The sequence below is a fragment of the Acrocarpospora pleiomorpha genome, assembly GCF_009687885.1.
Taxonomy (GTDB): domain Bacteria; phylum Actinomycetota; class Actinomycetes; order Streptosporangiales; family Streptosporangiaceae; genus Acrocarpospora; species Acrocarpospora pleiomorpha.
This window is the reverse complement of the sequence record NZ_BLAF01000032.1, coordinates 45,542-66,519: the sequence shown is the minus strand read 5'-3', so window position 1 is coordinate 66,519 and position 20,978 is coordinate 45,542. Positions and strand designations below refer to the sequence as shown.

Sequence of the window (20,978 nt, the reverse complement as noted above, 5' to 3'; positions counted from 1 at the left end):
TGATCTGGTGAGTGGAGGTTTTGGTGAGTGGGGTTGGGCGGGGGCGGTGGGTGGCCTGGCTGGTTGTGGTGGGGGTGGTGCTGGCCGCGCTCAATCTGAGGGCTGCGGTTACGAGTACGGGGGCCGTGCTGCACGAGATCAGTGCGGGCCTGGAGATGCCGGGGGCGTTGTCGGGGTTGCTCACGACGTTGCCGGTGGTGTGTTTCGCGGTGTTTGGAGCGGGGACGCCGTGGCTGGCCAGGCGGGTGGGGGAGCAGCGGCTGCTGGTGGTGGCGCTGGGGCTGATCGCGGTGGGGCTGCTGGCGCGGGCGGTGGTGGGGTCGGCGTGGCCGTTCCTGGCCTTGAGCGTGGTGGCGCTGGCGGGGATCGCGCTGGGGAACGTTCTCCTCCCGACGCTGATCAAGCGGCACTTTCCCGCCAAGACCGGCGTCATGATGACCGTCTACGCCACTTCGCTCGCCGTGGGGACGATGCTCGGGGCGGCGCTCACCCTGCCGATCGAGCGGGCGGCCGGCGGGAGTTGGCGGGTGGGGCTCGGAGTCTGGGCGTCGATGGCGTTGATCGCGGCGGTGCCATGGATCGCCGTCCTCCGCGATAACCCGAAACAGGACCACGAGGGCGCGTACGCGGGGCCCCGCACGCTGGTCCGCAGCCGGTTGGCCTGGGCGATAGCCGGATATTTCGGGACTCAGGGTCTCCTCGCCTACGTGCTGTTCGGCTGGCTCCTCCAGGTGCTCCTGGACGGTGGCTACACCGAGGATCAGGCGGGCCTGGTCCTCGGCGTGTTCACCGCGCTCTCCATCCCGAGTTCGCTTGTGATCCCGGCCCTGACCGCGAGGATGAGAAACGTCCGCAAACTCGTGGCCCTGTTCTGCACCCTGTACGCCGTGGGCTTCGCCGGGCTACTCACCGATCACGCGCTCTGGGGATCGGCGATCGTGGTCGGGATCGCGATGGGCGGTTTCCCGATGGCGCTGGCGCTGCTCCCGCTGCGCACCCGCACCGCCGAGGGCACAGCCGCGCTGTCGGGGTTCGCGCAGAGCGTCGGATATCTCATCGCCGGGGTCGGCCCCCTCATGATCGGCCTGCTCTACGACGCCACCGGCGGCTGGACGTGGCCGTTCGCCGTGCTGTTCGCCGTCGTCGCGGCCCAGCTGGCCACCGGCTGGTACGCGGGCGCCGACCGGGTCCTCGAAGACGAGATCCACGAGGAAGAGATCCACGAAAAAGAGATCCACGAAAAAGAGATTTACGAGGAAGAGATCCAGGCGCACGCCGTACCAGACGAAATCGGCGAGGAGCCGGACAAGGACCGGTCTCAGACAAAGGTGGCCACCCGAGGCGACCTGACCTCGCCTCGGGCGACCACAGATCAAGAGTAGGCCATCTCGCCTCAAACCGGTGAAGCGCCCCACCCTGCACCAGGTAAAAGCTCGGTCATAAGTTGAAGCTGTTAGCGCTATCAGCCGGTTTGGTCAAGCCATGGACCCCATAACGATCCGGTTTCAGCTGTGGGATCGTGGGTTCTTCGTGATAGGCAGTACCGAGGTATTGACAGAGCCAGTGTTATCGCAAACACTCGGAAATCTCCCCGCAACACACCTACGACCCAGCACAAGGACGGATCGCGGCCGATGATATCGAGCAACCCGACGGCTGACCCCCCGGCCGACCGCCCCAGGGCGGCGGTCATGGAGGACGTCGCCGGGCTCGCCGGAGTGTCGGCGATGACCGTCTCCCGCGTGCTCAACGCGCCGGAGAAGGTGCGGCCGGAGACCAGGGCGCGCGTGCTCGCGGCCGTCCAGGAACTCGGCTACCGCCCCAACTTCGCCGCCCGCTCCCTCGTCACCGGCCGGTCCGGCGTGCTCGGCGTGGTCAGCTTCGACACCACGCTGTACGGCCCGGCCTCCACCCTCTACGGTATCGAGCGCGCCGCCAGGCAGCACGACTACCTGGTGAGCATCGCCAGCCTGGAGGCTCTCACCCGCCGATCCATCGCCGAGGGCGTCGAACGCCTGCGCTCCCAGTCGGTGGACGGCGTCATCGTCATCGCCCCGCACGAGTCGGCCGCCGAGGGCCTGCGGCACCTGCCGAAGGACCTGCCGGTGGTGGACGTGGGCGGCGGTGAGGGCGTCCCGGTCCCGGTGGCCGCCGTCGACCAGCAGTCCGGGGCCGCGCGCGCCACCCGGCACCTGCTCAGCCTCGGACATCAGACGGTGTGGCACCTGTCCGGGCCCGCCAACTGGATCGACGCCAACGGCCGCGTGCGCGGCTGGCGGTCGGTGCTGGAGGCGGAGGGCCGCGCGATCCCGGAGCCGCTGGCCGGCGACTGGAGCGCGCAGTCCGGTTACGAGCACGGGCGACGGCTGGCCCGCGACCCCGAGGTCACGGCCGTGTTCGCCGCCAACGACCCGATGGCGCTCGGCCTGCTGCGCGCGCTGCGCGAAGCGGGCAAACGAGTGCCGGAAGACGTCAGCATCGTCGGGTTCGACGACGTTCCGGAGGCCGCGTACTACTGGCCGCCGCTGACCACGGTCAGGCAGAACTTCGGCGAGGTCGGCGGGCAGGCCCTGCAACTTCTCCTGGACCGCATCGCCGGGGTCGAGGGGGATGTCCGGCGGATGGTCGAGCCCGAGCTCGTCGTCCGCGAGTCCACCGCGCAACGCCTATAACCGCGCAATGCCTATAACCGCACAACGCCGATAAACGAAGTCGACTCGAACGACAGCACTCTGAACCACGAAGTAAGAGCCTCCTGGGTTCTCTGAGGTCCAAGATGTTAACGCAATCACGAACTATCGCTAGGTTGGGAAATGATCGAACTCCGGCAGGAACTGGCTGACCTGCACCGGTTACTCGTGACCGCCGGTCTTGTGGTCTGGACGGCGGGCAACGTGTCCGCCCGGGTCCCTGGGGCCGACCTTCTGCTGATCAAGCCGAGCGGCGTGCCGTACGAGGAGCTGACGGCCGAGTCGATGGTGTTGTGCGATCTGGAGGGGAAACCCGTACAGGACGGGTTGAAGCCCTCCAGCGATGTGTTCGCGCACGCGTACGTGTACCGGCAACGTCCGGATGTGTCCGGAGTCGTGCACACCCATTCCACGTACGCGACCGCCTGGGCCGCGCGCGGGGAGGCGATTCCGTGCGTGCTGACGGCGATGGCGGACGAGTTCGGCGGGGAGATCCCGGTCGGCCCGTTCGCGCTGATCGGCGGTGACGACATCGGCCGGGGCATCGTGGCGACGCTGGAGGGCCACCGTTCGCCCGCCGTACTGATGCGCAGCCACGGGGTCTTCACCATCGGCGGCACCCCGCGCGAGGCCGTCAAGGCCGCCGTGATGTGCGAGGACGTCGCCAGAACCGTGCACATCGCCCGCCAGCTCGGCACGCCCGAGGAGATCGCGCCGGCCGACGTCGACCGGCTGTACGACCGCTACCAGAACGTCTACGGGCAGGGAGTCCGATGAAGCACGTGTGGTTCCTCACCGGAAGCCAGGGGTTGTACGGCGAGGACACCCTGGCCCAGGTCGCCGACCAATCCCGGCGCATCGCCGAGACCTTGGACGGCTCCGGCCTCCCGGTCCGCATCGTCTGGCAGCCCGTGCTCACCGACGCCGGCGCCATCCGGCGGATCTGCCTGGACGCCAACGCCGACGACGACTGCGTCGGGGTGATCGCCTGGATGCACACCTTCTCGCCCGCCAAGATGTGGATCGCCGGCCTCGACGCGCTGCGCACCCCGCTGCTGCACCTGCACACCCAGGCCAACGTCGCGCTGCCCTGGCACTCCATCGACATGGACTTCATGAACCTGAACCAGGCCGCCCACGGCGACCGCGAGTTCGGCTACGTGCAGTCCCGCCTCGGCGTGCCCCGCAAGACGATCGCCGGGCACGTCACCGACCCGGCCGTGGTCGCCGGCACGGCCGCCTGGGCGCGGGCCGCGCTCGGCCTGGCCGAGATGCGCTCGCTCCGGCTGGCCCGCTTCGGCGACAACATGCGCAACGTCGCCGTGACCGAGGGCGACAAGGTCGAGGCGCAGCTGCGGTTCGGCGTCTCGGTCAACACCTACGGCGTGAACGACCTGGTCACGGCCGTGGACGCGGTCGCCGACGCCGAGGTGACGACGCTGGTCAAGGAGTATGCCGACAGTTACCAGGTGGCGCCCGCGCTGCTGGGGGAGCGCCTGGACTCGCTGCGCTACGCGGCCAGGATCGAGCTCGGCCTGCGCGGCTTCCTCACCGACGGCGGCTTCGGCGCGTTCACCACCAACTTCGAGGACCTCGGCGGCCTGCGCCAGCTGCCGGGCCTGGCCGTGCAGCGGCTGATGGCCGACGGGTACGGCTTCGGCGGCGAGGGCGACTGGAAGACCGCCCTGCTGGTCCGCACCCTGAAGGCGATGGCGGTGGGCCTCCCGGGCGGAACCTCGTTCATGGAGGACTACACCTACCACCTCGAACCAGGACAGGAACGCGTGCTGGGCGCGCACATGCTGGAGGTCTGCCCGAGCATCGCCTCCGCCGTACCGTCCTGCGAGATCCACCCGCTCGGCATCGGCGGCCGGGAAGACCCGGTGCGGCTCGTCTTCGACGCGGCGCCCGGGGACGCCGTCGTGGTCGGCCTGTCCGACATGGGAGACCGGTTCCGGCTGGTCGCCAACCGGGTGGAGCTGGTCGCGCCCACCGAGCCACTGCCGAAGCTGCCGGTGGCCCGCGCGGTGTGGAAGCCGCTGCCGGACTTCCGTACCTCCCTTGAGAGCTGGCTGATGGCCGGCGGCCCGCATCACACCGCGCTGTCGGCGGCGATCGGGCCCGAGGAGCTGACCGACCTCGCCGACATGGCGGGGACGGAGCTGTTGCTCATCGACGAGACCACCACGACCAGGCAGTTCACCAAGGAGATCCGCTGGAACCAGGCGTACTACCGCCTGGCCCAGGGCCTCTGACATCCCCCAAGGAGAACACTCATGTTGAAGAAACTGTCGGCGGCGCTGGCCGCCGGACTGCTGGCTTCCGTCCTCACCGCTTGCGGTGGCGGCGGCGCGGACACCGCGACCGGCGGGGACGCCGGATCCGACAAGATCGTCCTCGGCTTCTCCCAGGTCGGTTCGGAGAGCGGCTGGCGTGCCGCCAACACCAAGTCGGTCAAGGATTCGGCGGCCACGGCCGGGATCGACCTGAAGTTCTCCGACGCCCAGCAGAAGCAGGAGAACCAGATCGCCTCCATCCGCTCCTACATCCAGCAGAAGGTCGACGTGATCGCCTTCTCGCCGGTGGTCGTCACCGGCTGGGACGCGGTGCTCAAGGAGGCCCAGGCCGCCAAGATCCCGGTCATTCTGACCGACCGCGCGGTCGACTCCGACGCCTCCCTCTACGCCACCTTCATCGGCTCCGACTTCGTCAAGGAAGGCGAGGAGGTCGGCAAGTGGGCAGTGGAGGAGTTCAAGTCCGCGACCGGGCCGGTCAACATCGTGCAGTTGGAGGGCACGGTCGGCTCGGCGCCCGCGATCGACCGCAAGAAGGGCTTCGAGGCCACTATCGCGTCGAACCCCAACCTGAAGGTCATCGCCTCACAGAGCGGGGACTTCACCCGAGCTAAGGGCAAAGAGGTCATGCAGGCGCTGCTGCAGGCCAACCCGAAGATCGACCTGCTTTTCGCGCACAACGACGACATGGGCCTGGGCGCCATTGAGGCGATCAAGGCCGCCGGTCTCAAGCCGGGTGTCGACATCAAGATCGCCACTATCGACGCGGTCAAGGACGGCATGACCGCGCTGGCCGCCAACGAGATCAACTTCATCGCCGAGTGCAGCCCGCTCCTGGGCGATCAGCTGATGGAACTCACCAAGCAGGCCGCCGCCGGGCAGCCCATGGAGAAGCGCATCGTCACCAAGGAGACCACCTTCACCCCGAAGCAGGCCGCCGAGGTCCTGTCCACCCGCCAGTACTGACCCCTGTGCCGGGCGGCTTCGCGCCGCCCGGCCCCGAAGGAGGGCCCGCCGTGTTGCGAATGACGGGCATCACGAAAGACTTCCCGGGGGTACGGGCGCTGAACGGCGTCGACTTCCGGCTGCTCCCCGGCGAGGTGCACGCGCTGATGGGGGAGAACGGCGCCGGCAAGTCCACGCTCATCAAGGTGCTCACCGGGGTCCACTCCGCCGACTCCGGCGAGGTAAGCCTGGACGGCGCGCCGCTCACGATCGGCAGCCCCAAGCAGGCCCAGGCGGCCGGGATCAGCACCGTCTACCAGGAGGTCAACCTCTGCCCCAACCTCACGGTGGCCGAGAACGTGTTCATTGGGCGGGAACCGAGCCGGCTGGGCCGGATCCGCTGGAAGGAGACCCGGCGCCGGGCCGCCGAACTGCTGGCCCGCTTCCAGCTGGACATCGACCCGGCCGCGCCGCTGGCGTCCTATTCGCTGGCGGTGCAGCAGCTGGTGGCGATCGTCCGGGCAGTGGACATCTCGGCGAAGGTGCTCGTCCTGGACGAACCCACCTCCAGTCTGGACCGCGAAGAGGTGGAACGGCTGTTCACGGTCATGCGCCGGCTGCGGGACGACGGGGTGGCCGTGCTGTTCGTCTCGCATTTTCTCGACCAGGTGTTCGATATCTCGGATAGGATGACGGTGCTCCGCAACGGGCGGCTGGTCGGGGAGTTCGAGACGCGGGCGCTGAGCCGGGTAGAGCTGGTCGGGTATATGACGGGGCGGGTGCTGCGCACGCTGGAGGAGTTGCACGCGCCGCGGGAGGACGTGCGGGAGGCGATCGCCAGCCGGGAGCCGGTGCTGGCGGCGCGCGGGCTGGGGCGCAAGGGCGGGATCGCGCCGTTCGATCTGGATGTGCATCCGGGGGAGGTGGTGGGCTTCGCCGGGCTGCTGGGGTCCGGGCGGACCGAGGCGGCCAGGTTGATGTTCGGGGCCGACGGGGCCGACAGCGGGACGGTGGAGGTCGGCGGGTCGGTTTCGGCGCTGCGCACGCCTGGTGCGGCCATCGGGCGTGGTGTGGCGTTCTGCCCTGAGGATCGTAAGACCGAAGGGCTGGTCGGGGAGCTGACCGTAGGCGAGAACATCGTGCTGGCGCTGCAGGCGGCTCGGGGCTGGCTGCGGCCGCTGTCCGCCGCGCGGCGCGCCGAACTGGTCGGGAAGTACATCACGGCGCTCAGCATCAATCCGCCGGATCCCGATATTCCGGCTCGCAACCTCAGCGGGGGCAATCAGCAGAAGGTCCTGCTCGCCCGGTGGCTGATCACGCAGCCGCGGCTGCTCATCCTCGACGAGCCAACCCGGGGGGTCGACGTCGGGGCCAAGGCCGAGATCCAGAAGCTGGTCGTCTCGCTCGCCGGTGACGGCATGGGCGTGGTGTTCATCTCCGCCGAATTGGAGGAGGTCCTGCGCATCAGCCACAAAATCGAGGTGCTCCGGGATCGCGCCGTAATCGCGGAGATCGCCAACGAGACCGACGTCACCCCCGAACGGCTGCTGGAGATCATCGCCAACGGAGTCGCGCCATGACCACCATCACCAGACACCGCCTGTTCTGGCCGTCCGCGATCCTCGCCGTGATGCTGCTGGCCAACCTGATCTTCACGCCGACCTTCTTCCGGATCGAACTGAAGAACGGCCACCTGTACGGGAGCCTCATCGACATCCTCCTGTACGGCGCCCCGCTGATCCTCATCGCCCTCGGCATGACCATGGTCATCGCCACCGGGGGCATCGACCTGTCGGTCGGCGCGACCGTGGCGATCTCCGGCGCCCTCGCCTGCTCGATCATCGCCGACCAGTCGGATCAGGAGGCGGTCGGCGGGGTGCTGACCGCGGTCGCCCTCGCCCTCGGACTGTCCCTGGTCCTCGGCCTGTGGAATGGATTACTCGTCGCCCGCGTCGGCATCCAGCCCATCATCGCCACCTTGATTCTCATGGTCGCCGGCCGCGGCATAGCCCAGCTGATCACCGACGGCCAGATCATCACCATCAACAGTGCCCCCTACGAACTGATCGGTGGCGACTACCTGTTCGGCTTCCCGTTCGCCGTTCTCATCGCCGTCTTGGTCTTCACCGCAGCAGCCGTCCTCACCCGGAGAACCGCCCTCGGACTGCTGCTGGAGGCCGTCGGAGGCAATGCGGAGGCATCGCGTCTGGTGGGCATCCGGGCTCGGCGGTTGCTGGTGCTCGCGTACGTTTTCTCCGCGTTCTGTGCCGGGATCGCGGGACTGATGATCAGCTCGAACATTCGCGCGGCCGACGGCAACAACGCGGGCCTGTGGATCGAGCTGGACGCCATCCTCGCGGTGGTCATCGGGGGGACCTCCCTGATGGGAGGCCGCTTCTCACTCGCCGGGACGGTCCTCGGGGCCTTGATCATCCAGACCCTGTCGACCACGATCTACACCACCGGGGTTCCGCCTCAGGTGACGCTGGTGTTCAAGGCCGTGGTGGTGACTGCGGTGTGTTTGATCCAGTCTCCCGCGTTCCGGGCGAAGGCGTTCCGACGCCGACGACCATCTACTCCCGCTCCGGCTGAAGCGGAGGTGCCGGCATGAAACGTGGTCCGAGAGAAACCGAGCAGCCGATGGACCGCATCCGGAAACGAGACGAGGCCACGGTGGGCGATAACCTGCCGGGCGGTGAGCAGCGTGAAGTCGTGGCGATCGATGCCCGCGAGGACCGGGGCGGGGCTCCAGTGGGCGGCGGAGTCCGGGTGGGCGGGAGAGTCACCGCCATCTTCGAAGCCCGCCTGCGGAGAGAGTATCTGCCGGTCCTAGTGACCCTGGCGTTGTTCGTGGTGCTCTTCGGGACGGGTTCCGCGATCTATCCGGCCTTCGGATCGGGTCAGGTCATCATCGATCTGTTCATCGACAACGGCTTCCTGCTGGTCGCCGCGATCGGGATGACGTTCGTCATCCTCACCGGGGGGATCGATCTCTCGGTGGGCGCGGTGATCGCCTTGTCGGCGATGTTGTCGGCTTCGCTGGTCGAGCACGTGGGCTTGGCGAGCATTCCGATCGTGCTGGCGGTCGGCGCGACACTCGGCTTCCTGATGGGCTACATGATCCACCACTTCGAGATCCAGCCCTTCATCGCCACTCTGGCCGGAATGTTCCTCGCCCGAGGCCTCTGCTTCGTCATCAGCATCGACCAGATCTCGATCAAGCACCCCCTCTTCGCCGAATGGCCCCACATCCCCATCCCGCTCCCCGGGGACATGTTCATCAAGCCGACCGTCTTCGTGGCCATCGCCGTGCTGGGGCTCGCCTTCTGGACCCTGCACTACACCAGATTCGGCCGCGGGATCTACGCCATCGGCGGCAACGAACAGTCCGCGCTCCTGATGGGCCTCCCCGTGGCGCGCACCAAGATCGGCGCGTACGTGGTGAGCGGCACCTGCTCCGCGCTGGCGGGCATGCTCTTCGCCACGTACACGCTGTCCGGAACCGGCGTGCACGCGGTCGGCATGGAACTCGACGCGATCGCCGCCGTGGTCATCGGCGGCACCCTGCTGACCGGCGGCTCCGGCTACGTCCTCGGCACCCTGCTGGGCGTGCTCCTGCTCGGCTCCATCCAGACGCTGATCCGTTTCGAGGGCACCCTCAGCTCCTGGTGGATCAAGATCGTAACCGGAGCCCTGCTGTTCGTCTTCATCGTCCTGCAGCGGGCGATCTCCTCGAAGCGGTCCCCGGACGGCTGACCGAGGCCACCGCCCGCTCGGCGGCGATGAGCGCGCTGCGCATCGACACCTCACTGAGCAGGCCGGGGGCGGCGACACTGTCCCCGGCCAGCCAGACCCCGTCACCCCGCTCGATGGCCGGCCGATCCCGCCAGCTCACCCCCGGCAGATCCAGAGCCCCCGTTCGCCCGTTCGCGAGCGCCTCCCGCCGCCAGGTGACCCGATCCCGCCACCCCGGCAGACCGAGATCGGCCACCCGCTCCAGCCGTGCCAGCGTGTCGGCCTTCGACTCGCCGGGCCGCATCGGCATCTGCATCTGGACGAGGCTCTCCCCGTCCGGAGCCAACGACGGATCGGGGGACGAATAGCGCTCGAGGAAGCCGCCTTCGTCCAGGTCGGACAGGAGGAACAGGTCGCGCGGGTCCCGCCGTACCCCGAGGTCGAGAAGGACGGCGCGGCCGCTCTCCCAGCGCAGCGATTCGTCGGCGAGTAACCGGCGAGCGGCGTCGAGCGAGGTGGCGACGATGGTGGGTCCCGCGGGCAGCGTGTCCGCGTGGGTTCCGGTCTCGATGCGTACGCCCAGGTCGCGCGCGTGAGCCGCCATCCGGTCGACGACCCGGCCCCAGCCGCCCACGATGTACCGCGGCGCCGGGAACTGGGGCGCGGTGGCCCGCCTGAACCGCTCCCACACGAATGCCGCCGACAGCCGCCCCGGATCCGCGTCATAGGTGACGACTCCGAGTATTCCGGCCACCGCGTCGGTGGCGTCGGCCCCCAGCCGCCTGACCCCCCAGGAACGGAAGTCCTCATCCACCGGCGCGACCAGCCCGCGCCTGACGATCGCCGCGAGCAACGGCCGCGGAACCCGCGCCTTCAGCTTGCCCCGATGCCGGACCCGCGCCTTCCGCCCCTCTTTGAGCCCCAGCCGCCGGTACGGCTGCGCCAGCCCGCGCCGCGCCAGCCACTGGAACGGCTCCCCATCCGCGTAGAAGACGCGCGTCCCGTCATTCGCGATGTACGGCGCCGCGGACGACCGCGCCCGCCCGCCGAGCGTGTGGTGCCCCTCGTACAGGACGACCCGCGCGCGCTCTTCCGCACAGGCGATGGCCGCCGTCAGCCCGGCGAGCCCGCCTCCGATTACCGTGATTTCATCCATGCACCCCAGGACGTGGGCCATCCTCAGAACGTGACATCAGCTCATCCAGCGACGTGGTCGGAACCGCGATCCACCCCTCCGTACGGGCCGCCTCGGCCTGCCCGGGCGACGGCACCGTGACCAGACCCATCGCGGCCGCCCGCGCGGTGAGCGCGGCGACGACGGCGTCAGCGGCGTCATCCGAAGCCCGGCAGACTCCCTCAAACGCCCCCAGCTCCAGCCAAGGCGCGGCCCTGCCCAGCCCATCGACCAGCCGGTTCAGCTCACCCACATTCGCGGCCCGCTTGTAACCCGTGAACGGCAACCCCCACCGCTTGAGCGACGCGGCCGGATACACCTCGACCACCACCCCGCCCCCACGCCGGTCGACGACCTGGCCACGCCTCGCCAGCTCCGCCATCAGCCCAGCACACCGCATGGCGACATATCCGATACGGTCAGCCGCCACGCTCAACGGCCGCTGCCCCGTCAGCTCCCGCACCACCAGATCGGTGACCCGATTCGCCAGATCCCTGCGCCAAAGCCGCCCGACACCGCCCAGCGGCAAGGCGACCTCCCCACCCCGATGCGCGACGAGAAAGTCCACGAATCGATTCGGCCACCCGAGCGGACAGTCGACGCCGGCCTTCCCCGCGGCCAGGATCGCCTCAACCACGAGCGCGTCATCCGCCCGAGTCTCCACCCTGCTGACCCGCGCCCGGCCCTGCGACCACTCCACCCAGGCGACCGCCGTATCGACCGCCTCGGCCGCCAGATCAATCCCAACCGTGATCACACATGCGCCATCTTCTCGGGGTTCGCCATCAGATAGATGGTCTCGATCATCCCATCGACGACCAGCAACGACACCACCGTGAGCACCGCACGCTCTACCGAAACCACGATCGCCGGCGCGCCGTTCACATCCGAGATCTCCATCTCGTACGCAGCCCCCTCCGGAACTCCCGCATGCGCCAGGAACGACGCGACCCCCGCCTCCGAAGCGATCGCGACCAGGAACCGCGCCACCCGATCGGCCCCCACCACGACCCGCCGGGGCGCCCGAACCTTGCCCCCACTGTCCGACACCAAGGTCACATCCTTGGCCAGCAGCTCCATCAACCCGCGCAGATCCCCACCCGCGCACGCCCCGATGAACCGTTCGGTGACCTCCCGCCGCTCCCGCCGATCGACATCGAACCGCGGCCGCCGCTCCCGCACATGCTCTCGCGCCCGCCGCGCCAACTGCCGCACTGCGGGCTCCGCCCGCCCGATCGCCTCCCCGACCTCCGCGTGCGAGAACCCGAAGACCTCCCGCAACACGAACACCGCCCGCTCCAACGGCGACAAGGTCTCCAGCACCACCAACATCGCCACCTCCACACTCTCCGCCAGCTCGGCCCGCTCCGCGAGCTCCGGCCCCGTACTCACCGGCTCAGGCAGCCAATCCCCCACATACGACTCCCGCCGCACCTTCAACCGCCGCAACCGATCGATAGCCAGATTCGTCGTCACCCGCACCAGAAACGCCCGCGCATCCTCCACCTCCCCCTCCGCCACCGCAGCCCACCGCACCCACGCCTCCTGCACGATGTCCTCCGCATCGGCCGCGCTCCCCAGAATCCGGTACGCCACCCCAACCAAGATCTCCCGATGCTCCAGAAACGTCTCCACACCCATAAACCTCCAGACGCACGACGCCACCCCAACGTGACATCCCGACGGTTACCTCTTCACTCCCGAGGTCCGATACACTCAACACCACCGCAAGGGGCTATAGCGCAGCTGGTAGCGCACCTCCATGGCATGGAGGGGGTCTGGGGTTCGAATCCCCATAGCTCCACAGGCGAAATGAATGGCTCGTGGTTGTTGCCCCTTCGGGGCACCTGCCACGAGCCATTCGCCTTTCTGCACACGGGGGGACGACCCCCCGAACCCCCGATACGAGAGGGCTTCGCCCCCTCGCGCTCCCTGGTAAGGCCTCGCTTCGCTCGGTTACTGGCTTTTGTTCCTCGAACTGCTCGGCAGGGGGAATTCGGGGCGGCGGCTGATTCGTTCGCGGACGACGGTGGAGCCGAAGCGCTGGTCGATGAGGCGTGCTGCCTCGGCCCACTGCTTCATGGTCTTAGCCGGGCCCAAGGCGGTTGTGACGAAGGGATCGCTCCATCGCGCCTTCGCGCGCTTCCACAGCACGTCGGGGGGATCGGCGAGAATGTTTCCCACCGTTCCCTCGTAGATGGGCATCGCCCGCACCTCTCCGTCCGGTTCGATTTGCAGGACATTGAAGACGATGCCGCGGGCGATCAATTCGGGGTGCATTTGCAGGATACGGTTGTCGGTCGTGCCCACCATCACCGAGGCAGGTGCGAGGGCTCGCAGCCGCTGGGCGTGGGCCGGGTCGTTCAGCCGGTTGATCTGTTCCTCGGTGAGCAGCTCGTGCTCGTCGAATCGTGGGCGGCTTGCCAATCCCCCCGGTACGGCCGCCCCGAAGGCAATGAACTGAAGATGGCCGAACCGGGACGCGATGGCCTCGCAGAACAGCTCCATGTGCTGGAAATTGCTCTGCAGCAGGATGCAGTCGATGCCGAAGTTGAGGGGCGGTTGTCCGTTGGACTTTCGCTCCGCGCTGACCTCGTCGAGAATCGTCAGCGCCCGCATCGCGCGGGAGAATGAGCCTTGCCTGCCGCGAATGCGGTCATGCACCTCGGGGGTCGCACCGTCCACGCTGACCACGACCTTGTCGCAGACGTCGGCCAGCTTCCGGGCGGTGTCGTGATCCATCAGCCAGCCGCTGGTGTAGACGGCGACTTTCAGGCCGGCGTCAGCCATGCGTTCGATGACCTGGATCAGGTTCGGGATCAGCAGCGGCTCGCCTCCGGCGATCGCGACCCCTTCCGGCTGCATGGCGGCGATGGCCTCGGCGACGCGCAGCATGCCGCCCTCGCTCAATCGTCGTGCGGGCCGCCTGCCCGACTCCGAATAGCAGTGAACGCACCGGAGCGGGCATGCGTAGGTGATGTCCCAGATCACCTCGTCCGGCCCTTCGTGACTTGCCATTTCGTATCTCCTTTGAGCTGCAGTCGTTTTGATCGCTGGGCGTGCGTGCTACTGAGGCGCCTTGACCCTGGGGCTTCCCAATGGCCGACCAGGTCGGCGTAGAGCGGGGAGTTCCTCACCAGTTCGTCGTGCGTGCCGATCCTCGTGCCGGTGCCGTCGAACAGCAGGATGCGGATCGCGCGCCCACCGCGATCAGTCCGCACACCGTGTCGATCGTGGTGTCGCCCGGCGCAAGCCGCATGACGTGAAGGATTGTCCTCATGCCGGGGCTGCCTGCGTGGCGAGCGCGAGGTTGTCCCTCACAGGGCTGAGCAGGAAGTCCACGACCTCGTCGAGCAGCGCCCTGCCGCCCCGGCCGCTCAACGGGTAGTGCTCCCCGCCAGCTATCTCCCGGTAGATAAACCTGCGGTCTGCCGTCAGCCTCTGGGCCAGGGCGCGCGAGTGCTCCACAGGGATGACGTTGTCCTGCTCGCCGTGGATGACCATCAGGGGCGCCTGGATCTGGGGGCACAGGCGGAGCAGATCTCGTGGGCCAAGGTCGTCGTCGAGGTCGGTAGAGCCGCCCAGCCGGTCGAGGAGCGACCGCACCGCGGGCGAGCCGTCGGCGTACAGTCGGGAGCCGGACAGGAAGGGGCCGACCACCACGCAACTCGACCACATCAGTGGGTCCGCCGCAGCTGCCAGCAGGGCCAGGAACGCGCCGTACGATGCGCCGAACAGCATGGGCGCCGGGTGCCGCGGGTAGCGGCGCGCCGTGTTGACGGCGGCGAGGAGGTGGCGGATGTCGGCTAGATCGGGGCCGCCCCACTGATCCACGATGGCGGCTCGATGCGCGGCCCCGTAACCGGTGCTCCCGCGCTGGTTGGGCGCGATCACGCTGATTCCCGCCTGGGCAAAACGCTGGAGGGTGGGGTCGAAGCTCAGGTCCCAGGCGGCTTCGGGGCCGCCGTGCAACGCGATGAGCACATGTTTGGTTTGCCGCCAGTCCGGACCGTAGACGACGGCCTCCATCGTCCCGGCGGGCCCATCGAAGCGCTCAAGCCGGGCATCGCACCAGGGCAAGGTGTCCGGCGTGTCGTGTCCCTCCGCCCACTCCGCGGCGGTGCCGGACGGGTCGACGGCGAGCACGCCGGAAGGATGCGTGGGGGCGGAGTAGCTGAAGCGCAGCGCGCCCTCGGTCCAGGCGCTCGCGAACCCGATCACTCCTGGCGGAATTGGCTGCTCGCGCACCTTGTCGGTGCGCCGCTCGTGGATCAGCAGGCGGGAACGCGCTCCGTCGGTGACCTTCAGCGCGAGTCGATCCCCGGCCGGGTCGACGGCCAGCGGCAGCACGACACCCTCGATGTCGTTCAGTTCGCCCGGCAGGCGAGCATGCGCGTCACCGGGGGTGAGCCAGCCCAACTTCACGCCATCCGGGGTGTCGACCGCGACCAGCACGTCTCCCGTCGCGGGGGACGACAGCAGGACCGCGCCTACGTCGTGGGCGAACGGTGTCACCGCGTCGTTCGTCAGATCCAGTGCGACGGCTCGGCGTTCGCCGTCCACGATTTGATTGGCCGCGAGCTGGCGACCGTCAGGCGTGAGGCGGCACTCCTTCGTGATCATCCCCGGTAGGCCCACGACCGGCTCGAGGCCCTCGTCGGTGAGCCGCTGGATGACCGTGCGGCCGTCCGCGTAGGACACCAGCATGGCCGGCACGGCAGGATCGGGGCTCGGAAAGGCGCGCAACCCCTCGGCTCGCACCGTGGCCACCCGATGCTCGATGTGGCCGCCAGAATCGGACGGGGTTATGACGGTAACCTCATGGGTGCCGGATCCAGGCCGTAGCAGAACAATTCTTCCATCCTCCGCTGGAATCACCTGCGCCGGTACCACGACAGCGGCCGATGTATCGACCCGCCGGACGTCCGCGTGCCCTCGCTCGAACGACCATGCCTCAATGGCGGTCCGGCCGTCGCCGTCGATGGTCAGGCAGGCGGCATGTTCCCCCCGCGCGGAAAATCGGAAGCTGACTCGATAAACCATGTCCCCCGGCGCTACATTCACCACAATCCCCCCAATCTGGCTTTCGTCAATGGATTAGCCTGCTAGGCAAACGCCATCCCGCTCTATCCAGGCGGCCCGGCGAGATGCCGGCCCCTCCCCAAGCAGAGCCTCGAGAGAGACCGGCACGTATCATTTATCTGAAATCCGTCAGACGATCAAACGGAAATCAGAGAAATGTCGACCTCGACTAGATCGTCGAGCCCTGGTATGCACAGGTAATGATGAGACACGTCGCGAAGCACGGGTAAAGGCCCACGCCCGTGGGGTCTTCAGCCGGCAGCGTGTCCAACGCCATGATGTCGATCTCCATAAGAAATCACCTCCCTCCGTACTGAGGTTTGGTCTCCGTGCCACGGAAGCGTGCAACGGAGGGCTAAGGGAAAGCTGATGTTCACGACCCCAGGGAGAACGCCTCGGGTAGCCATGGCCGTGGACCACCGTGCCGCAGTCGAATGAGGAAGGCCAAAATTCCGGATAGGCCGTTACCGAAGTACGCGAAGCTATCGGTGCCGGACGCATCGGGAATCACCTGGCGGCCATCCCGGTGAAAACGCCGCAGATAGGCGGCTCGGACGAGCTCCTGCGCCCATTGGCGATAGCGCGGGGTTCCGGTGGCCTCGGCCATGTCGATCAGGAGCTCACCGCCGCCGGCCAGGCCGCAGCATTGGCCGAGCATCGTGGACCATTGGGATCGGCGGATCGCGGTGGCGGCCTGATCGAGCAGCGGGTAGAGGCTCTCGTCGCCGGTTTGGCGCCACATCTGGAGCAGGAAGGCTCCCACGCCGCTTGATCCGCTGCACCAACGGGTGTGCAGGGTTTTATCGCCGGGCTCGGCGCCCCAGTAGGCGGCGTCGTCCTTCATCTGCGCAGCCGACACGAGCGTGTCAGCCGCCTCCCCCGCCAGGTCGACGTAGGAGCTGTCGTCGAGTGCCCGTCCAGCGGCGAGCAGGAAGGCTCCGATCCCCGCCGCCCCATGGGCGAAGCCGTAGTGGACGACGCCGGCCAGGGAGGAGTTGAAATCCTGCGGGATCGGCCACAGGATCTGTCCGTCTCGATGTTCGGCTGCCGCCAGGAGAGCGTCGGCCGCCGTCCGCGTCCGGGCGAGGAACTCTTCGTTTCCGGTCTTCTCCCAGAATCGCAGCTGGGCGAGACCGGCCCCTGCGGTGCCGTGGCAGACGTCGGGGTTAGGCCAGGAAAGGGGCACGCGCAGCGCGAGGTCGGTCGCAACGTCGACCAATCGCTGGTCGTTGAGCAGTTGGCCCGCTTCCAGGAGCGCCCATGCCGTGCCCGACCGGCCGAATTGCAGGCCGGGGAGCAGGCGAGGCTCGCACGGCACGGCACGGCGGATCCAGTTCGCCGCGATGGCGACAGTCTCTCCTAGCGCCGTGCTCGGCCGAACCTCATAGGCACGAGTGAGCACGCCCAGCACCCCGGCGGCGCCGTGCTGCACGTTGAGCGGATCGGTCGTCCGGTCCATGGGCGTGGCCGGCCACAGTCGTGCCTCGTTCTCCGGCTCCATGGTCGCGATCAGATGATCGATCCCGTCGGCGATCAGCCCATCGATGGCCGCGTCGCTGATCTGCTCGGGTTTCGGAGAGACATCAAACGAAACGGCATGGGCTTCCTTCATGAGGTCGCGTGCGGCCGCCAGGCCGGGACGCCGCCCGGGGTCCTCATCCATGAGCCCGAGGATGACGACTGCCAGGCGACGCACGACTGGATTGCCGATCGACATGTGCGCCAGCCAGGCCCGCAGGCGCTCGTGCGTCGTACGCGCCTGCGGCCGCTCGGGCGCGAGCAACGGATCGACCCCGCTGGCCAGGTAGAACAGCGTCGCGCCCAGGCCGTACAGGTCGACCCTCTGGTCGGGGGCGGGGCCCAGACCTGTCACCGACAGCTGCTCGGGAGCGCCGTAGGCGGGAGTGAACGCCCGCACCGTGGTCTCGCCGGGGCGGGCGGCGAGTTCCACATCGATCAGGCGCAGGTCGCCTTCGGGTGTAACCATCAGATTGTCGGGAGTGAAATCCTGAAAGACCAGCCCGCGCCCGTGCACCGCCTCCAGCAGGTCGATCAGCTGCGAGGCCAGCCTGACCGCCTTACCGGTCGGAGGTCCCCAGGCGACGTCGTCGGCGAACCGCAGTTGGGTCCACACCAATTCCCGCAGGGTGACACCGGTGACCGCCTCCTGCACCAGGAACAGGTCCCCTTGTTGGTCGAACAGACCGACCAGGCGGGGCGTCATCGCCGACGTGCCCAGCGTCTCCAGCAAGGACGCCTCACGCCTAAGCGCGTCGCGGCCGTCCCTCCCGGTCATGTCGCCGCTCACGTGAGCTCTGGCCTGCTTGACGATCACCTGCTCGCCGGTCACCTGATCCGTGGCCCGGTAGACACCGCCCCTGAAGGAGTGCCTGACCGCAACGCTGACCGCGTACCGTCCATCCAGCAGGACTGTCGTGGGTGCGGCGGCTTGGCCGGTGGCGCCAGCCGGCGCGGACCGGAAGGGATCGCGTGGCGCCCAGGTCGGCGGAGTGAACCAAGCCTTACGCTGGTCGAGGACCGGCTCGCCCTCGGGGTTGACCAGCATCGCCTCATACGAGCCGTCGTTGCCGAGCATCGGCAGTCCGTGAAACGCGCCGAACCGATAGTGCACCAGGCTGCCCTCACGGTAACGCCGATCGGAAAGAATAGCGGGGCCCGGCAACCCCGCCGTCGACTCGTGCAGCTCATCGGCCAGCCGGCGCAGCCGCTCCTCGTCGCCCTGCGGGTATGCCGTGATGAACTTGCCGCCGCCACCTCGGTCGTAGCGCGCTGACGTCAACTGCCGCACGACGTCGAGGGTGTGCGCGAATTTGAATTCGCATCCATGTCGGACCAGCACGTCGGCGGCCCGGGCCAGTACGTGAGGCGCGGACAGGACCGTCGCCGACAGGTGCAGCTTCCATCCCTGGATGGCCTGCCGTCCCGACTGCCGACCGGGGCGCACATTGCACCAGAAGTCACCCGGCTCTACCCGCCAATCGACGGCTTCGTGGCGGCCGATAATGGCACGTACGCAATCCTCCAAAATCGTGTCTTCGACTGCCATGCTCTGTGCACGTGGTGTGGTCATATTTGTTCTTCCGTCGGTGATGAGATAACGACCCGACCGATTTGATCTACTCTTGCCATCGGCTTTTTTCGTCGGGGTCACACTGGTGGCTGCGGTCGCCGATGAGCTGAGCGGTAGCGTGGACGCGCATTAACGGCTCCCTTCGAGGCTGGTTGTGATCAGGCTGCGCAGGCCGGAAAAGGAAGCCGCGGCGGCGTGATGAGCTGCTGAAGCACTAGTTGTAATCGGCCGTTCATGGCCCGGTCTGCGTCGATTGGCACACTGAGTACTTTTCACCCTGAGTAGCGAGTGGTTTCGATGGCTTCCAGGGTGAGGATTGCCTGCACGATCGCGGTGGCCCGGTGCGGGCAGCAGCGGAGTTTGGCCAGGACTTTCCAGGTCTTCAGAGTCGCGACCGCGCGCTCGCCCATGGCCCGGAGTATTCATCGACCGCGATTGGTTCTCTGCAACACGCTGTACCACCTCTCTCCTGACGCCGAGTGACCGAATGTCGGCACCGCCACTTCACAGGCGGTGACATTCAGATCACGGGTCAGGTCACGGCGCTTGTTGCCATCTACGTGGTCAAGAAGCCGCAGATGGGGTAAGTGGGTCTCCTGATCGTCATCAGGAAACCCACTTGCAGATCACGGTTGCGGATTTACGAGAGTAGCGGCGCGCTACTCGGCCCCTGAGGCTGTGGGTCACGGCGCGCTTACGCGTTGCCGTAGTTCCTCTAGCTGGGCCGGCGTGTTCGAGTAGGAGACCGTTAGCTCCACGAACGACTGACCCTGGATGGTCGGAAGCGAGCGCTTCCTCCCCAGGGTCTTTTCGTCGTTTACACGGGGGGACGACCCCCCGAGCCCCCGATGTGGGGGGCACAGCCCCCCACGCCCCCTGGGGGTTGCTAGCGCGTTTGCCCTGTTTGACTGGGGCGATCATTGGGTGCACTTGACGCGGCTGGCAAGTTGATGGGCAGCCTGTCGCTTTTCTGACGTGCTCCGGGGCGGAGGCGCAGGTAAGGAGGCGAATCGATGCGTAGCTATCGCAGATGGCGCGATACCGATCACCTGCATCGGGCTATCGAAAGTGCTGGTGGTGTGGAGCAGGTTGAGGCTGAAGCTCAGTGTCTTCGGCAGGAGTCGCAGGGCCTGCGGCTCGCGGTGGTTCAAGATCGTTCGTGCGTGTCGGGTGAGAGTGGCCCTGAGATCAAGTCCTTGGCTTAAGTCTTTATCATTCCAGGCGGGCATCGTGATCACGGATCCCGCAGCTGTGCAGGAGGTCATTGACGGTTTGGGGGTTGCCGAATAATGTTCGGTCACCTTGGGTTGGAGGGCCGGGATGGCTTCGGTTGGGGTGGCGCGGCAGGCTTGGCGGCGGTTGGAGCCTTTGCATGCGATGGTCTACTTCGTGCCGGAGGCTCGGAGGCGGTATCGGGCCCTTGGGGTGGGCGATCCGCAGGTAGGGTATTTTGCGTCGCGAGTTGCGGCGATGGGGGCCGTTTCGGCTGAGGTGGTTATAGCTACATTTTTCAACTTTTGTCCGGATCTGGTGCGGCGGGGGATTCCGGAGGTCTGGGAGGTCGTCACTCCGGAGAAGCTGGTGGAGGCGCGGCTTGAGGCGGCGGGAGCGGCGTTGCGGCGGGTCGGAATCCATGAGTTTCCTGAGCTGGCGGAGACGTTGGAGCTGGCGAGCCGGGCCGCGGAGGAGGCGTGTGCGCATGTGCGGGGGCGGGCCTTGTTCGGGGCGCATGCGGCGTTGCCGTGGCCGGAGGATCCGTTGCTGCGGTTGTGGCACGCGCAGACGTTGCTTCGGGAGTATCGGGGGGATGGGCATGTCGCGGTGCTGGTGAGTGAAGGGGTCAGCGGGCTGGAGGCGCTGATTCTCTATGCGGCCACTGCGCCCGCGATGGTGTCGCTGCTCAAGGGGACGCGTGGGTGGTCGGATGAGGACTGGGCGGCGGGGGAAGAGGGGCTTCGGGCCAGGGG

Annotated in this window: 17 protein-coding genes, 1 tRNA gene and 1 pseudogene; 11 read left to right on the top strand and 8 right to left on the bottom strand. The window is 67.7% G+C overall.

Annotation, left to right across the window (positions count from 1 at the left end; genetic code table 11):
• Nucleotides 1–23 precede the first annotated feature (23 nt).
• The 8 genes from Aple_RS27200 (at nucleotide 24) to yjfF (ending at nucleotide 9,685) form a co-directional block, all read left to right on the top strand.
• Nucleotides 24–1,382 (top strand): CynX/NimT family MFS transporter, encoded by a 1,359-nt coding sequence (locus Aple_RS27200; RefSeq protein WP_246264802.1) that lies wholly within the window; start codon nucleotides 24–26, stop codon nucleotides 1,380–1,382.
• 252 nt (nucleotides 1,383–1,634) lie between these two features.
• Complete coding sequence (locus Aple_RS27195; protein WP_155347551.1) at nucleotides 1,635–2,672, top strand: LacI family DNA-binding transcriptional regulator; 1,038 nt, start codon at nucleotides 1,635–1,637, stop codon at nucleotides 2,670–2,672.
• Between the two features lie 141 nt (nucleotides 2,673–2,813).
• Nucleotides 2,814–3,467: an L-ribulose-5-phosphate 4-epimerase gene (locus tag Aple_RS27190; protein ID WP_155347550.1), complete on the top strand. Its 654-nt coding sequence runs from the start codon at nucleotides 2,814–2,816 to the stop codon at nucleotides 3,465–3,467.
• On the top strand, nucleotides 3,464–4,945 hold the full coding sequence (gene araA, locus Aple_RS27185) for an L-arabinose isomerase (protein ID WP_155347549.1): 1,482 nt from the start codon (nucleotides 3,464–3,466) through the stop codon (nucleotides 4,943–4,945). Before Aple_RS27190 ends, araA begins: the two co-directional genes overlap by 4 nt.
• A gap of 21 nt (nucleotides 4,946–4,966) precedes the next feature.
• Entirely contained in the window at nucleotides 4,967–5,950 is a 984-nt protein-coding gene (locus Aple_RS27180; protein WP_155347548.1) for an ABC transporter substrate-binding protein, read from the top strand.
• 59 nt (nucleotides 5,951–6,009) lie between these two features.
• On the top strand, nucleotides 6,010–7,509 hold the full coding sequence (locus tag Aple_RS27175) for a sugar ABC transporter ATP-binding protein (RefSeq protein WP_155347600.1): 1,500 nt from the start codon (nucleotides 6,010–6,012) through the stop codon (nucleotides 7,507–7,509).
• Nucleotides 7,506–8,540 (top strand): ABC transporter permease, encoded by a 1,035-nt coding sequence (locus Aple_RS27170; protein ID WP_155347547.1) that lies wholly within the window; start codon nucleotides 7,506–7,508, stop codon nucleotides 8,538–8,540. Before Aple_RS27175 ends, Aple_RS27170 begins: the two co-directional genes overlap by 4 nt.
• Nucleotides 8,537–9,685: a galactofuranose ABC transporter, permease protein YjfF gene (gene yjfF, locus Aple_RS27165; protein ID WP_246264801.1), complete on the top strand. Its 1,149-nt coding sequence runs from the start codon at nucleotides 8,537–8,539 to the stop codon at nucleotides 9,683–9,685. Before Aple_RS27170 ends, yjfF begins: the two co-directional genes overlap by 4 nt.
• On the opposite strand, the gene Aple_RS27160 is transcribed toward yjfF, so the two are convergent.
• From Aple_RS27160 to sigJ, 3 genes are read right to left on the bottom strand one after another with little or no spacing between them, the layout of a single operon-like run.
• A complete protein-coding gene (locus tag Aple_RS27160; RefSeq protein WP_155347546.1) occupies nucleotides 9,636–10,820 on the bottom strand; it encodes an NAD(P)-binding protein in 1,185 nt (394 codons plus the stop codon). The genes yjfF and Aple_RS27160 overlap by 50 nt on opposite strands.
• Nucleotides 10,813–11,595, bottom strand: coding sequence for a DUF429 domain-containing protein (locus tag Aple_RS27155; protein ID WP_155347545.1), 783 nt, complete (start codon nucleotides 11,593–11,595; stop codon nucleotides 10,813–10,815). Before Aple_RS27155 ends, Aple_RS27160 begins: the two co-directional genes overlap by 8 nt.
• The gene (gene sigJ, locus Aple_RS27150) at nucleotides 11,592–12,479 is read right to left on the bottom strand and encodes an RNA polymerase sigma factor SigJ (protein ID WP_155347544.1); all 888 of its coding nucleotides are present in this window, start codon (nucleotides 12,477–12,479) and stop codon (nucleotides 11,592–11,594) included. Before sigJ ends, Aple_RS27155 begins: the two co-directional genes overlap by 4 nt.
• Before the next feature lie 90 nt (nucleotides 12,480–12,569).
• Here sigJ and Aple_RS27145 point away from each other — a divergent pair.
• Nucleotides 12,570–12,642: transfer RNA gene (locus tag Aple_RS27145), tRNA-Ala, on the top strand.
• Between the two features lie 152 nt (nucleotides 12,643–12,794).
• Here Aple_RS27145 and Aple_RS27140 read toward each other — a convergent pair.
• A complete protein-coding gene (locus tag Aple_RS27140) occupies nucleotides 12,795–13,856 on the bottom strand; it encodes a radical SAM protein (RefSeq protein ID WP_155347543.1) in 1,062 nt (353 codons plus the stop codon).
• Between the two features lie 80 nt (nucleotides 13,857–13,936).
• Here Aple_RS27140 and Aple_RS27135 point away from each other — a divergent pair, with 80 nt between their 5' ends.
• On the top strand, nucleotides 13,937–14,104 hold the full coding sequence (locus Aple_RS27135; RefSeq protein WP_155347542.1) for a hypothetical protein: 168 nt from the start codon (nucleotides 13,937–13,939) through the stop codon (nucleotides 14,102–14,104).
• Between the two features lie 10 nt (nucleotides 14,105–14,114).
• Here the strand turns inward: Aple_RS27135 and Aple_RS27130 are convergent, their stop codons facing one another.
• From Aple_RS27130 to Aple_RS27120, 4 genes and pseudogenes are all read right to left on the bottom strand, one after another.
• The gene (locus Aple_RS27130) at nucleotides 14,115–15,608 is read right to left on the bottom strand and encodes an alpha/beta hydrolase family protein (RefSeq protein WP_155347541.1); all 1,494 of its coding nucleotides are present in this window, start codon (nucleotides 15,606–15,608) and stop codon (nucleotides 14,115–14,117) included.
• Nucleotides 15,609–16,089: 481 nt separating this feature from the next.
• Nucleotides 16,090–16,212, bottom strand: coding sequence for an ALQxL family class IV lanthipeptide (locus tag Aple_RS56380; RefSeq protein ID WP_218038526.1), 123 nt, complete (start codon nucleotides 16,210–16,212; stop codon nucleotides 16,090–16,092).
• 81 nt (nucleotides 16,213–16,293) lie between these two features.
• Complete coding sequence (lanL, locus tag Aple_RS27125) at nucleotides 16,294–18,987, bottom strand: class IV lanthionine synthetase LanL (protein ID WP_281361620.1); 2,694 nt, start codon at nucleotides 18,985–18,987, stop codon at nucleotides 16,294–16,296.
• 296 nt (nucleotides 18,988–19,283) lie between these two features.
• Nucleotides 19,284–19,430, bottom strand: a pseudogene (locus Aple_RS27120) (IS5/IS1182 family transposase); the annotation flags it as partial.
• 901 nt (nucleotides 19,431–20,331) lie between these two features.
• Here Aple_RS27120 and Aple_RS52215 point away from each other — a divergent pair.
• The coding region (locus tag Aple_RS52215) for an SCO6745 family protein (RefSeq protein ID WP_373869638.1) at nucleotides 20,332–20,978 on the top strand (647 nt) is incomplete at its 3' end.

What these genes read in the sequence shown, in the direction of transcription:
- Aple_RS27160 (WP_155347546.1), bottom strand. Translation starts at nt 10,820, where the DNA reads ATGGATGAAATCACGGTAATCGGAGGCGGGCTCGCCGGGCTGACGGCG.
- Aple_RS27190 (WP_155347550.1), top strand. Translation starts at nt 2,814, where the DNA reads ATGATCGAACTCCGGCAGGAACTGGCTGACCTGCACCGGTTACTCGTG.
- Aple_RS27140 (WP_155347543.1), bottom strand. Translation starts at nt 13,856, where the DNA reads ATGGCAAGTCACGAAGGGCCGGACGAGGTGATCTGGGACATCACCTAC.
- sigJ (WP_155347544.1), bottom strand. Translation starts at nt 12,479, where the DNA reads ATGGGTGTGGAGACGTTTCTGGAGCATCGGGAGATCTTGGTTGGGGTG.
- Aple_RS27180 (WP_155347548.1), top strand. Translation starts at nt 4,967, where the DNA reads ATGTTGAAGAAACTGTCGGCGGCGCTGGCCGCCGGACTGCTGGCTTCC.
- araA (WP_155347549.1), top strand. Translation starts at nt 3,464, where the DNA reads ATGAAGCACGTGTGGTTCCTCACCGGAAGCCAGGGGTTGTACGGCGAG.
- lanL (WP_281361620.1), bottom strand. Translation starts at nt 18,987, where the DNA reads ATGGCAGTCGAAGACACGATTTTGGAGGATTGCGTACGTGCCATTATC.
- Aple_RS27170 (WP_155347547.1), top strand. Translation starts at nt 7,506, where the DNA reads ATGACCACCATCACCAGACACCGCCTGTTCTGGCCGTCCGCGATCCTC.
- Aple_RS56380 (WP_218038526.1), bottom strand. Translation starts at nt 16,212, where the DNA reads ATGGAGATCGACATCATGGCGTTGGACACGCTGCCGGCTGAAGACCCC.
- yjfF (WP_246264801.1), top strand. Translation starts at nt 8,537, where the DNA reads ATGAAACGTGGTCCGAGAGAAACCGAGCAGCCGATGGACCGCATCCGG.
- Aple_RS27175 (WP_155347600.1), top strand. Translation starts at nt 6,010, where the DNA reads ATGACGGGCATCACGAAAGACTTCCCGGGGGTACGGGCGCTGAACGGC.
- Aple_RS27135 (WP_155347542.1), top strand. Translation starts at nt 13,937, where the DNA reads ATGGCCGACCAGGTCGGCGTAGAGCGGGGAGTTCCTCACCAGTTCGTC.
- Aple_RS27195 (WP_155347551.1), top strand. Translation starts at nt 1,635, where the DNA reads ATGATATCGAGCAACCCGACGGCTGACCCCCCGGCCGACCGCCCCAGG.